Source organism: Oryzomonas sagensis (assembly GCF_008802355.1).
Classification (GTDB): Bacteria; Desulfobacterota; Desulfuromonadia; order Geobacterales; family Pseudopelobacteraceae; genus Oryzomonas; species Oryzomonas sagensis.
Window position 1 is genome coordinate 337375 of record NZ_VZRA01000003.1, and the last position, 11538, is coordinate 348912.

The 11538-nt window shown below is 55.7% G+C and carries 12 protein-coding genes; all 12 read left to right on the forward strand.

From position 1 onward, the window contains the following. Nucleotides 1–135: 135 nt before the first annotated feature. The 12 genes from F6V30_RS12375 (at nt 136) to F6V30_RS12430 (ending at nt 11536) form a co-directional block, all read left to right on the forward strand. Complete coding sequence (locus tag F6V30_RS12375) at nt 136–1350, forward strand: efflux RND transporter periplasmic adaptor subunit (protein WP_151157258.1); 1215 nt, start codon at nt 136–138, stop codon at nt 1348–1350. A gap of 3 nt (nt 1351–1353) precedes the next feature. Next, entirely contained in the window at nt 1354–2055 is a 702-nt protein-coding gene (locus F6V30_RS12380) for an ABC transporter ATP-binding protein (RefSeq protein WP_151157259.1), read from the forward strand. Next, nucleotides 2042–3199: an ABC transporter permease gene (locus F6V30_RS12385; protein WP_151157260.1), complete on the forward strand. Its 1158-nt coding sequence runs from the start codon at nt 2042–2044 to the stop codon at nt 3197–3199. Before F6V30_RS12380 ends, F6V30_RS12385 begins: the two co-directional genes overlap by 14 nt. Nucleotides 3200–3439: 240 nt before the next feature. Continuing rightward, on the forward strand, nt 3440–4810 hold the full coding sequence (locus F6V30_RS12390) for a sigma-54-dependent transcriptional regulator (RefSeq protein WP_151157261.1): 1371 nt from the start codon (nt 3440–3442) through the stop codon (nt 4808–4810). Nucleotides 4811–5000: 190 nt separating this feature from the next. Further along, entirely contained in the window at nt 5001–5219 is a 219-nt protein-coding gene (locus tag F6V30_RS17465) for a type IV pilin protein (RefSeq protein ID WP_151157262.1), read from the forward strand. 30 nt (nt 5220–5249) lie between these two features. Beyond that, nucleotides 5250–5624: a hypothetical protein gene (locus F6V30_RS12400; protein WP_151157263.1), complete on the forward strand. Its 375-nt coding sequence runs from the start codon at nt 5250–5252 to the stop codon at nt 5622–5624. A gap of 60 nt (nt 5625–5684) precedes the next feature. After that, complete coding sequence (locus tag F6V30_RS12405) at nt 5685–7409, forward strand: tetratricopeptide repeat protein (RefSeq protein ID WP_151157264.1); 1725 nt, start codon at nt 5685–5687, stop codon at nt 7407–7409. A 118-nt stretch (nt 7410–7527) separates the two neighbouring features. Continuing rightward, a complete protein-coding gene (locus tag F6V30_RS12410; RefSeq protein WP_151157265.1) occupies nt 7528–8322 on the forward strand; it encodes an ABC transporter permease in 795 nt (264 codons plus the stop codon). Further along, on the forward strand, nt 8319–9194 hold the full coding sequence (locus tag F6V30_RS12415; protein ID WP_151157266.1) for a tetratricopeptide repeat protein: 876 nt from the start codon (nt 8319–8321) through the stop codon (nt 9192–9194). The genes F6V30_RS12410 and F6V30_RS12415 overlap by 4 nt, the downstream gene beginning before the upstream one ends. Next, complete coding sequence (locus F6V30_RS12420; protein WP_151157267.1) at nt 9194–10108, forward strand: ABC transporter ATP-binding protein; 915 nt, start codon at nt 9194–9196, stop codon at nt 10106–10108. Before F6V30_RS12415 ends, F6V30_RS12420 begins: the two co-directional genes overlap by 1 nt. 235 nt (nt 10109–10343) lie before the next feature. Further along, on the forward strand, nt 10344–10799 hold the full coding sequence (locus F6V30_RS12425; protein ID WP_151157268.1) for a Fur family transcriptional regulator: 456 nt from the start codon (nt 10344–10346) through the stop codon (nt 10797–10799). After that, nucleotides 10784–11536 carry a metal ABC transporter ATP-binding protein gene (locus tag F6V30_RS12430; RefSeq protein ID WP_151157269.1) on the forward strand — a complete coding sequence of 251 codons (753 nt, stop codon included), beginning with the start codon at nt 10784–10786 and terminating at the stop codon, nt 11534–11536. Before F6V30_RS12425 ends, F6V30_RS12430 begins: the two co-directional genes overlap by 16 nt. Nucleotides 11537–11538: the final 2 nt, after the last annotated feature.

An 11538-nucleotide genomic window follows, 5' to 3' on the forward strand; every position in this document is an offset into this window, starting at 1 on the left:
GAAAAAATGTGTGGCTGCCCGGAAATATCCCCATCGGTTTGGCATACAGATATTCACATTATGTTGTAATAATGGTATGAAATACCTGCCCATTGTTTGCGGATGGAATCCCCCTGATTAGCGGAGAAGGCATTCATGCCGTCAGATTCCCTGGATCGTCTCACCATCGACAAATCCCGCCACCCCTCTCACAAACGGGGCGCGGGCAAGCGCACGCGTCTTTGGGGCGTTGTTTTCGTCGTGATCGCCGCCGGAGTCGTACTGCTGGCAGTGCAGAGGCGCTCCGTCTCCATCGAAACCACCAATGTCTCCCAGGTATTTCCGACCCAGTCATTTACCCTGTTGAACGCCAGTGGATATGTGGTGGCCCAACGAAAGGCGGCGGTGGCCGCCAAGACCACCGGCCGGTTGGAATGGCTGGGGGTCGAGGAGGGGAGCCGGGTTACGACCGGCCAGGTTATTGCCCGGCTGGAGAACAAGGACCTGGATGCGGCCGTGCGGCAGAACAAGGCGGCCGTGCAGAGCGCCCGGTCTGCACTTGACCAGGTCAAGGCGGAGCTGGTCGACGCCAAACAGGCGTACCTGCGTGAGAAGGAGTTGCTGAGCCAGGGGATCGTCGCCAAGTCCGAATACGATGCGGCCTACGCGCGCTACAAGAAGGCCGTTGCCGGCGTTGCGGAGGCGGAAGCCGGCATCCACGTTGCCCTCGCCGCGCTGAAAGGGGCGACCGTAAGCTACGATTACAGCCTGATCCGGGCGCCGTTCGATGCCGTTGTCTTGACCAAGAATGCCGATGTGGGTGACATCATCACCCCCCTGGGGGCGGCGGCCAATGCCAAGGCGGCCGTGGTGTCCATAGCGGACCTCGGGTCGCTTGAGGTGGAGGCCGATGTCTCCGAATCAAACCTGGCGGTGGTGAAGCCGGGGCAGCCCTGCGAGGTCACCCTGGATGCGCTGCCCAACACCCGGTTCCGCGGCGTCGTGCACACCATCGTCCCGACGGCCGACCGCACCAAGGCCTCGGTCATGGTCAAGGTGCGCTTCGTGGACACCGATCCCCACATCTTGCCGGAGATGAGCGCCAAGGTGGCCTTCCTGGAGCGGGAAGCCCGCAAGGCGGACCAGCGGCCGCGCATCGCCGTCAAACCGTCGGCAATCGTCGCCTCCGGCGGTCGCCAGGGGGTCTATCTCGTCACGGGGGATCGCGTGGTCTTCACGCCGATTACCCGCGGCGCCCCGCTGGGCGATCTGGTGGAGGTAGGCGGGGTAAAGTCCGGCGATCGGGTCGCGCTCAAGCCCTTGGATAAACTGAAGGACGGGGCCAGGATCCGTCTGGCCGGGGAAAAATAGGAAATGGCCGACTCCGGGGAACGGCGGGTCGTCGTCAGTATCCGCAACGCAGCCAAGTCCTACCTGCGGGGCAGCCAGGTGGTGCCGGTTCTGGAGGATCTCTCCTTCGAGATCTTCCAGGGGGAGTTCCTGGCGCTGATGGGGCCGTCCGGGTCGGGCAAGAGCACCCTGCTCAACCTGATTGCCGGCATCGATTCGGTGGACAGTGGCGCTATCGTGGTGGATGGCGTGGATATCGCCACCCTGGGGGAACGGGAACTTGCCGACTGGCGCGCGGCCCACGTCGGCTTCATCTTCCAGTTCTACAACCTGATCCCGGTTCTGACCGCGTTTGAAAATGTGGAACTGCCGCTCCTTCTGACGCCGCTTAACCGCCGCGAACGCCGGGAGCATGTGGTGGCCGCCCTGGAGGTGGTCGGTCTGGCCGACCGCATGGAACATTACCCCTCCCAGCTTTCGGGCGGCCAGCAACAACGGGTCGCCATCGCCCGGGCCGTGGTGAGCGACCCCTCCATTCTGGTGGCCGACGAACCGACCGGCGATCTGGACCGGGTTTCCGCCGAGGAGATCCTGCACCTGATGACGCACCTGAACAGCGCGTTCGGCAAGACGATCATCATGGTCACCCACGACCCCCGCGCCGCCGAGAAGGCCCATACCGTCAGGCACCTGGAAAAGGGCGTGTTGAGCGATGTTCCTTCTTAAGCTGCTTACCAGGAACGCCCTGCGCCACCATCTGCGCACCGGGCTCACCATTCTGGGAATCACCATCGCCATCCTGGCTTTCGGCCTGCTGCGGACGGTGGTCAGCGCCTGGTATGCCGGGGTCAACGCCTCGTCGGCCGCGCGGCTGATCTCGCGCAACGCCATCTCCCTGACCTTTTCCCTGCCCCTTTCCTATCTGGAGCGGATCAGACAGGTGGAGGGGGTCAAGTCGGTTTCCTATGCCAACTGGTTCGGGGGCATCTACATCACGGAAAAGAACTTTTTCCCGAATTTTGCCGTGGAGCCGAAAAGCTATTTCGAGTTGTATCCCGAATTCGTGCTCGCTCCCGAAGACAAACGGGCCTTTCTGGCCGACCGCAAGGGGTGTGTGGTCGGACGGAGACTGGCCGAGCGCTTCGGCTGGAAGGTGGGCGACAATATCACGCTCAAGGGCACCATCTTTCCCGGCACATGGGAATTCGTCCTGCGCGGCATCTATCGCGGCGCGGAGAAGTCCACCGATGAGAACCAGTTCTTCTTTCAGTGGGACTATCTGAACGAGACCCTGAAGAAGACGGCCGCGCGCCGGGCCGACCAGCTCGGCGTCATCATCCTGGGGCTGAAAAACCCGCAAACAGCGGCGGAGACCTCCCTGGCGGTGGATGCGCGGTTCAGGAACTCCCTGGCCGAAACCCTGACCGAGACGGAAAAGGCCTTCCAGCTCAGCTTCGTCTCCATGACCGAGGCCATTGTTGTGGCCATCCGTATCGTGTCGTACGTGGTGATCGTCATCATCATGGCGGTGGTAGCCAATACCATGGCCATGACCGCCCGGGAGCGGATCGGCGAGTATGCCATCTTCAAGGCCCTGGGCTTTCGCGGGTACTACATTGCCGGCATGGTGTTCGGCGAGTCGTTGTTTATCGCCATGACCGGCTGTGCGGCCGGCATTGTCCTGACCTTTCCGGTGGCCGCCAGGTTCGGCAAGGTCATGGGTGCGTTCTTTCCCGTATTCCAGGTCGAGCGTTCAACCCTGTACCTGGACGTGGTCTTCTGCCTGGTGGTCGGCCTGGTGGCGGCCGTTTTTCCCACCTGGCGGGCGGTCAGGATCGGGATTGCCGACGGCTTGCGCAGGATCGGATAGTAGGAGGTCGTTGAAAAACAGCCATCAGGCCTTTGTCCTCGAAAGCCCCTTTGTGCGGCGTAGCGCCCCTCATCCTATCCTTCTCCCCAAGGGAGAAGGGATACCGTTACCCTCTCCCTCCGGGAGAGGGTGGCCAAAGGCCGGGTGAGGGCCTCCGCGGGGCTTGGCTCGTGGGTGCGGCGACCTGGCTATTTTTGCACGACCTGAATTTTTGATCAGCCTGTTAGACGAGGTATATCCATGAAAACCAGAATACTGATCGTCGATGACGAACTGAGTATGCGCGAATTCCTTGCGATCCTGCTGGAGCGGGAGGGGTACGAGGTAGTGGTGGCGAGCAACGCCGAGGAGGCGCTCCGGCAGATAGGCGGTTCCCTGTTCGATCTGGTCATTTCGGATGTGCAGATGCCCGGCCTGAGCGGCATCGAACTACTGGCCCGGATCAAGCAGACGACCCCGGACACCGCCGTGCTGATGGTGACGGCATTCACCGCCGCGGAACAGGCGGTGGAGGCCATGAAGCTGGGGGCCTACGATTACATCTCCAAACCGTTCAAGAACGAGGAGATCAAGGTCCTGATCAGCAAGGCCCTGGAGAAACAGGGGCTGAAACGGGAAAACACCATCCTGCGGCAGGAGGTCGCCCAGCGGGACGGCTTTTGCGGGATCATCGGCAAGAGCGCCAGGATGCGGGAGCTGTTCGACATGATCCAGAAGGTCGCCCCCAGCCAGAGCTCGGTGCTGATCCTGGGGGAGAGCGGCACCGGCAAGGAGTTGGCGGCCCGCGCCATCCACGGGTGCAGCCCGCGCAAGGCCAAGCCGTTCGTTGCGGTCAACTGCGGGGCGATCCCCGAATCCCTGATCGAGAGCGAGCTGTTCGGCCACAAGAAGGGTGCCTTTACCGGCGCGGTGGCCGACCGGCCCGGCCTTTTCGAACAGGCCGACGGCGGGACGCTCTTTCTGGACGAGATCGGCGAACTGCCGCTCCTCTTGCAGACCAAGCTGCTACGGGTCCTGCAGGAGCGGGAGTTCCGCAGGGTGGGGGACGCCAAGGTGCTCAAGACCGATGTGCGCGTATTGACCGCCTCCAACCGCGATCTGGATGAAGACATCAAGAGTGGGGGCTTCCGCGAGGACCTCTACTATCGCATCAACGTGGTGCAGATCGTCATGCCGCCGCTCAGGGAGCGGATCGAGGATATCCCGCTCCTGGTGGAGCACTTCTGCCGCAAGCTCCATCCCGGCGGCCCGACAACGGTTGCCCCCGGCGCGCTCAAGGCGCTGATGAATTACCCGTTCCCCGGCAATATCCGCGAACTGGAGAATATCGTCGAGCGCAGCCTGATCCTGGACAGCGAGCTCATTGCCGAAGGGAGCCTCCCGAAACAGGTCACCGCCGGCAGGGCGCCCTGCCTGAGCGCGGAGGTCGTGATCCCCGACGAGGGGATGTTCCTGGAACCGCTCTTGGACGATCTGGAAAAACGCTACCTCCTGAAGGCGCTGGAAAAGACCGGCGGCGCCAAGAAAAAGGCGGCGGCGCTGCTGGGTATGACGTTTCGGTCGTTTCGCTATCGGTTGGCGAAGTTGGGGATGGATAATGGGGAAGAGTGACAATAATTGTCAGGAGTGGTGACGTGTTTGGCCCCGGTTCAGATAGTTGTATTGTGGGGGCTCTGTGTATATATATGTAATATCAAATTGTTATGTTTGTTTTAAAGCTGGCCTTCGATTTGCATGACTAATTGCGTATTTGATCATTACTTGACCTGTAAAGAACACAACACAACGAAAGGGGAAAAACATGCTACAAAAAATGAAAAACAGAAAAGGCTTCACCCTGATCGAACTGCTGATCGTTGTTGCGATCATCGGTATCCTGGCTGCTATCGCCATCCCGCAGTTTAACGCGTATCGTCAAAAAGCTTACAACAGTGCTGCATCAAGCGATCTGAAAAACACGAAAACAGCGCTTGAATCCGTTATGGCAGATGCCCAGAAGTACCCAACCAATCTCCAGTAAATTTAATAATACGATGAAAGGGGCGTTCTAATGAAAAGGAAAATCTTCGCAATGGCCGGACTTGTAGCCATGATAATGTCAAATGCTTCTCTGACATTAGCTGCTGCTGCAGCAGCAGGGAGTGAATTTGTTGCGGCGGCTGGAGCTTCAATCCAGTACAGTGTCGATGGTACAAATTATAAAGATCTTGCCAAGCTGTCGAACAACGTGATTTTGCATTGCTTTATCAATTCTACCTCAGACCAATACTCGATAACATCGAAGCATACTCAGTCTGTTCGCGAGTACGGCACCTCTTCTCAAGATACCAAGATGTATTATCATGAACTTTCCACTGCTTCCACAGGTATGACCGGTCTTAATGCAGCTGATACCAGCCAGATGACCTCGTGGACATCTATGTAGCATCTCCTTCCTACACCGTAACGGGATGCTTCGGCATCCCGTTTTTTTTGGAGTTTCTTTGTGCAAAACCCTGCCGCTAGGATTCGAAATCAATCTCTCCTTATCATCATTATCCTGCTGAGCAGTTATTACCCCTCACTCTTTGCCCCCTTTAATTCCGTAGATGACGTCAAAATGGTCAACCAGCTCATCAACGTTGACACCATTTCCCTTAAAGGTTTGTTCTTTCCCGGCGCCGGCGGACAATACTACCGTCCCCTGTTATTCCTCACGTTTCTGTTTGATAAATTCGTCTGGGGGGTGCAGGAAAGTTTCATGCACCTGGAGAATGTTTTATTTCATCTTGTCAATACTCTGCTGGTTTTTTGTCTTGCCCGGCAGTTCATAAAAGCATGGCGTTGGGATACGCAATATTTCCCTTTTGTTGTTGCCCTGCTGTTTGGTCTCCATCCCATAGCCACCGAACCGGTCAACTGGGTATCCGGGCGTACAGACCTCCTGGCCGGGGTATTCGTCCTCTCGGCAGTTTTGTTATTCACGCGGTCGATTCATATATCATCCTTTTGGCAAGGGGGTGCAGGTGCTTTCCTCTTACTGTGCGGGTGTCTATCAAAAGAAACCGCCCTGTTTGTTCTTCCGGTTCTATTGTTATGGTGCCTTGTCCCGCCACGAGATTATGCCTGCATGGCTTCAGGACGCCTGCGGGCGTTTCTTTTTGCATCGTACCTCGCGTCAGGTTTTGCTTATTTGGTGATGCGTTGGTATGCCTTAAACGGTGGCGACAAGATTGTCAGTACCATGGCGAGTGGGGCAAGTAGTTCCGGTGCTGCGTTTGGCATATGGGACATGATTCGGGTCGGTCTCAAAACATCCGGTTTTTATTGTAAAAAACTGGTCGTACCCTTTCCGCTCAACTTCGGAATTATTGAAATATCGCCCCATTATATCTGGTTGGGGCTTCTGGTGTGTGTAGGGGGCTGTTATTGCCTGTATGCACGTACTACGGTCTCTTACCTTTTTATTGCCGCTTTTTGTCTGGTATCGCCCGCCTTTATTGTACCGCTGTTAAAGATTACGTGGACCCCGGTCGCCGAACGGTATGCGTATATTGCTTCCGCACCCTTCCTCGTCGCTCTCTCGTTTCTGTTTATCCGCTGTTTGCGATCACGTTTGCCGCCCCTGGCAATTACGTTCTTTGTGGCCATTCTGCTCTTTTGTTCAGGTTTTGCCACAATCAAACGCAATGTCGTTTGGCAGGATAATGTATCATTGTTTGAAGATACCGTAAAAAAATCCCCCAATTTTCCGGCAGCAAAAAATGAGCTGGCTATTGCCCTAGTTGGCAGAGGAAAAACCGACGAGGCCAATAAGATATTGCTTGCCAACAGCGGAGACGATACCCAGCCCTCATCCATAAATAAAATCAAGGTTGCCGTGAACAACGGCAGGTATGAGGAAGCATACAGGATGATGGGGGAGCGGAAAGCAAGAGGGGGGAAGGAGGACAAGGATTCCCTGGATCTTATGTACCTGATCAACGAACAACGGTTCATAGCTTCAAAAAGCGAGAGCCAGTCCCGGAAAATACGCATGGAAATGCTTACAATCCTGGGGAATCTTCATTCACTGTCGGGAGATCCGGTGTATTTCTACCGGATTGGACTGGTGCAATTACGACTGGGGAACAGATTGGCTGCCAAACAATCTTTTGAGAGCGCATGGCGGAATTCAGCGCCAGACTGTTATTATCATAATGCCGCCAAGAAGCTTGCAGAGAGCTTGTGATAATAACGGTGGCAAGGTATACTAATAAAATTTTTATAAGCCTCTCATCCCTGACGGATCGATGAATTTGTAGGGGCGTTTTCTTGTCCATGAATTTTACCAAGGAGACCAGACCAATATGATGAATGTCATTCTTGTTACCCTGAAAGGGGTTTTCCGTGACCGTGTTTTCTTGGGGATTGCGGCTCTATTGGTGCTGTTTCTGTTCATTCCATCCGCTGCATCTCTGTCAATGCGTCAGGTGACGGAACTATCCGTCACGCTGTCATTATCGCTTATTTCCTTTATCTTGTTATTGCTGGCGGTTTTTTTGGGTGCAACTTCCATTTGGAGGGATATGGAGCGACGCTATACCTTTAGCGTTCTCAGTCTTCCGATCAATCGCAGTTTCTACTTGTTTGGACGTTTTTTCGGTCTGGCTCTGTTTCTGGTTCTTACTTCCGCAGCACTGGGGGCGGTCACGTGTTTGGTGGTTAAGGTAACGTCGGGCATCTACCCCCCTGATCGGCCAATCATATTGGGGTATTTGGCATTAGCTGTTATATTTGCCACCCTCAAATATATTCTGTTGATTTCTGTGGCTATTTTGTTATCAACCGTCAGCACCTCCTTCTTTTTGCCGATCTTCGGTACCATTTGTGTTTTTATCGCTGGCGGCATAACGCAGCAAGTGTACGAATATATTAACTCGCCTGTAGCACAGACAGCTATTTCACCCGTTTTCAAAATAGCAGCGACAGCGGTATATTATCTCCTACCAAATTTGGCTGGTTTTGATCTGAAGGTAAATGCCATTTATAGTATTGCACCTGATCCGCGGGGATTATGTATGACATTCGCCTATTTCCTGGCCTATACTGCCATTTTATTGGGTTGTGCGTCATTGCTGTTCAGCCGGAGGGAGTTAAAGTGACCCGCGATATAACGCCTGTCAGTCTGGTGATCGCAGGTTTACTTGTCTATAGCCTTCTCGTTTGCCCTTTCACTGACTATATGCGTAACAAGCCGATTGAAGAAAAACTTGGCTTCGTGCCAAGCGTTAAGTTGCTGAAACCGTTGAGCGTTGACCAGAAGGAGTTGGTTGGAGCCTCGCTGGCCATGAAGGTGCTGATGTATTATGGCGGCGTTCTCGACAAAATGCAGGGCAGCAAGGTAATTGCCGAATCACCGGATCTTCAGGGAATGTCCCGGCTGCTTCATGGCGCGGTGCAGCTCGATCCATATAATATGGATGCCTACTATTTCGCACAGGGTTTTCTAACGTGGGATGCCCAACAATTCAACGTGGCCAACAACATGCTCCAATACGGTATGAAATATCGCACCTGGGATTGGTATCTACCGTTTTACGCTGGTTTTAATTACGCCTATTTTTTGAAGGACTTCAAAAAAGCCGCGGAATACTACAGCAAGGCTGGAGAACTGTCCGGCCAGGAATTGCATATCAACCTCGCGGGCAGATACCTGCAAGAGTCAGGACAGACAAGTCTTGCTATCGGGTATCTTAGGGCAATGATTGCGACCTCGCGCAACGAAACGGCACGAAAATCATTCGGAACGAGACTTAAGGCCTTTGAGGGCGTGCGAAAAATAGAAATCGCCCGCGACCGTTTTCGGGAAAAGCAGGGACGAGAACCCTTTTCGGTGGCGGAATTGTTCAAATCGGGTTTTTTGGAAGCATTGCCCAGTGATCCCTATGGAGGGCAGTTTTATTTACAGTCCGACGGCACAGTCGCAACGACAAGTAAGTTTGCGTTCCCGCAAGCAAAAAAGGGAGTTAAGTGATGAACATGCTGGATATCCGCGGATTGTCAAAAACATTTATTGGCAAGCGTCGGCTGCGTATTGAAGCGCTCAGGAATCTCACACTCTCCATAACGCAAGGCGAAATCTTCGGCTTCCTCGGCCCCAACGGCGCGGGTAAGAGTACGACCATCAAGTGCCTGATGGGGCTGATCCGGCCGACGGCCGGCACGGCAACCATCATGGGCGAGCCGATCGGCAGCGTTGCGTCCCGGACTAAAATCGGTTTCCTGCCCGAGAACCCGGCCTTTTACGATTATCTATCCGCCGAGGAGTACCTCCGGTTTGTGGGCAAGACGTTCAAGATGCCGGAAGACCTCCTGGACCGCCGCTCGGACGAAACGCTGAAGCAGCTTGAACTGTGGGATGCCCGCAAACGTCCCATGCGCGGCTACAGCAAGGGGATGGTGCAGCGGGTCGGGCTGGCGCAAGCCTTGATCCACGATCCCGACCTGTATATCCTGGACGAGCCCATGAGCGGGCTCGACCCCATCGGCAGGGCGTTGGTGAAGGATATTATTCTCGACCTGAAGAAGCGGGGCAAGAGTGTCTTCTTCAGCACCCACATCACCGATGATGTGGAAAAGGTCTGCGACAGGGTAGGGGTGATCGTCAAAGGCCAGCTCGAGGCCCTGGACAGCGTCGAGAATATCGTGCGGCAAGGGATCGAAGGGTACATCGTGCAGACCCGGCTGAACCAGGGAAACCACGAGCCTTTGGCCGGCTTTGCCGTCACGCGCACGAATGAAACCTTTATCGAGTACTTTGTGCCGGTGGCGGGCTTCAATGAATTCATGGCGCTGGCCGGCCGGCATTCGGTGGAGGTTACCCTGGTCGAAACAAAACGCAAGGATCTTGAGAGCTTCTTCCTGGGAATCGTGGAAAAGAGGAAATAGCCGGTAACGTCCCTATAAGCTTCATTGTCCCTGTGCGGAATCAGTACTGCCAATTTGTTCGGGGCGAGTATCCGGAATGAACCGGAAACTCGCCCCGAACATCTCCCCCTGCGTGTCCTCCCCCGATCTAGTCGAAATCAGCCGATATTTCACCAGAAGCGCGCTTCCGCTTGACGTACGGGATACTATCGGGTATAAATAAAAATAATTTTCATTTAATTGCGGATAATTCTTTATGAATAGAGAACAGGGGCGCGACATCCTCAAACGGCTGAATATGAAGGTCACTCCCAAGCGGCTGGAGGTTATGTGTTGCCTGGGGAGCGAACCGCTCTACCTCTCCGCCGATGAGGTCTGGCACCGCATCAAGGACCGGGTGGCCAGCATCGGGCTGCCCACGGTGTACCGCATCCTCGATGAACTGGCCGAGGCCGGCGTCATTACCCGCATCTTCCTGGCCGACCGCAAGCAGTACTATTTTCTCTGCGCCAATCAGGACCACCACCATCACCATTTTGTCTGCGAGTCCTGTCGGCGGGTGGAGGACCTGGGGCAGTGCGCGCTCGGCGAGGGGACACTCGATGCGGTCCAGCGTTCGGGCGGGCGGGTAACGTCCCATATCCTTCAGATCAATGGGGTGTGCGCTACCTGCAGCACCCCGCGTGGAGGGGCGGCATGCCGGACGAAATAGTCAGGACGGAGCGGCTCTGTTGCAGTTACCGGACAGGCCGGGTGCTGGAGGATATTTCCATTTCGGTGGAGGCGGGCGATTACGTCGGGATTGTCGGCCCCAACGGCTCGGGCAAGAGCACGCTGGTGCGCGCACTGATGGGATTAAGCGCCATCAGCGACGGCACCGCCTCCCTGTTCGGCGTGCCGTGCAGCCGTTTCAACGCTTGGGGCCGGATCGGGTATCTCCCCCAAAGCCTGCATCTGCTCAACCCCATATTCCCGGCCACCGTGGCCGAAACGGTCGGACTCGGCCTCCTGTCGTTGAAGCGCTTCCCCCGCCGGTTGACCGCTGCCGACAGAACGAAGGTCGATGCCGTTCTCGAACAATTGGATATTTGCGATATAAAATCTAAACTGATAGGTGAACTTTCCGGCGGTCAGCAACAGCGCGTTCTTCTGGCCCGCGCCCTGGTCAACGACCCGGATCTGCTGATCCTGGACGAGCCGACTGCGGCGCTCGACCCCGAGATGCGCGAACGCTTCTATTCCCTGATGGGAGAGATAAACCGTTCCCGGCAGGTTACGGTGCTGCTGGTGACCCATGATACCGGCGCCATCGGGAAATACGCCTCGAAGATGCTGTATCTGGATAAGCGTATGCTCTTTTACGGCAATTTCGAGGAATTCTGCCGCTCCACGGATATGTCCGCCCTGTTTGGCGAGTATTCCCAACACCTGATGTGCCACAGGCATTAACG

Coding starts and splice junctions, on each gene's coding strand:
- F6V30_RS12420 (WP_151157267.1), top strand. CDS start 9,194: ATGAACATGCTGGATATCCGCGGATTGTCAAAAACATTTATTGGCAAG.
- F6V30_RS12400 (WP_151157263.1), top strand. CDS start 5,250: ATGAAAAGGAAAATCTTCGCAATGGCCGGACTTGTAGCCATGATAATG.
- F6V30_RS12380 (WP_151157259.1), top strand. CDS start 1,354: ATGGCCGACTCCGGGGAACGGCGGGTCGTCGTCAGTATCCGCAACGCA.
- F6V30_RS17465 (WP_151157262.1), top strand. CDS start 5,001: ATGCTACAAAAAATGAAAAACAGAAAAGGCTTCACCCTGATCGAACTG.
- F6V30_RS12410 (WP_151157265.1), top strand. CDS start 7,528: ATGATGAATGTCATTCTTGTTACCCTGAAAGGGGTTTTCCGTGACCGT.
- F6V30_RS12375 (WP_151157258.1), top strand. CDS start 136: ATGCCGTCAGATTCCCTGGATCGTCTCACCATCGACAAATCCCGCCAC.
- F6V30_RS12385 (WP_151157260.1), top strand. CDS start 2,042: ATGTTCCTTCTTAAGCTGCTTACCAGGAACGCCCTGCGCCACCATCTG.
- F6V30_RS12430 (WP_151157269.1), top strand. CDS start 10,784: ATGCCGGACGAAATAGTCAGGACGGAGCGGCTCTGTTGCAGTTACCGG.
- F6V30_RS12390 (WP_151157261.1), top strand. CDS start 3,440: ATGAAAACCAGAATACTGATCGTCGATGACGAACTGAGTATGCGCGAA.
- F6V30_RS12425 (WP_151157268.1), top strand. CDS start 10,344: ATGAATAGAGAACAGGGGCGCGACATCCTCAAACGGCTGAATATGAAG.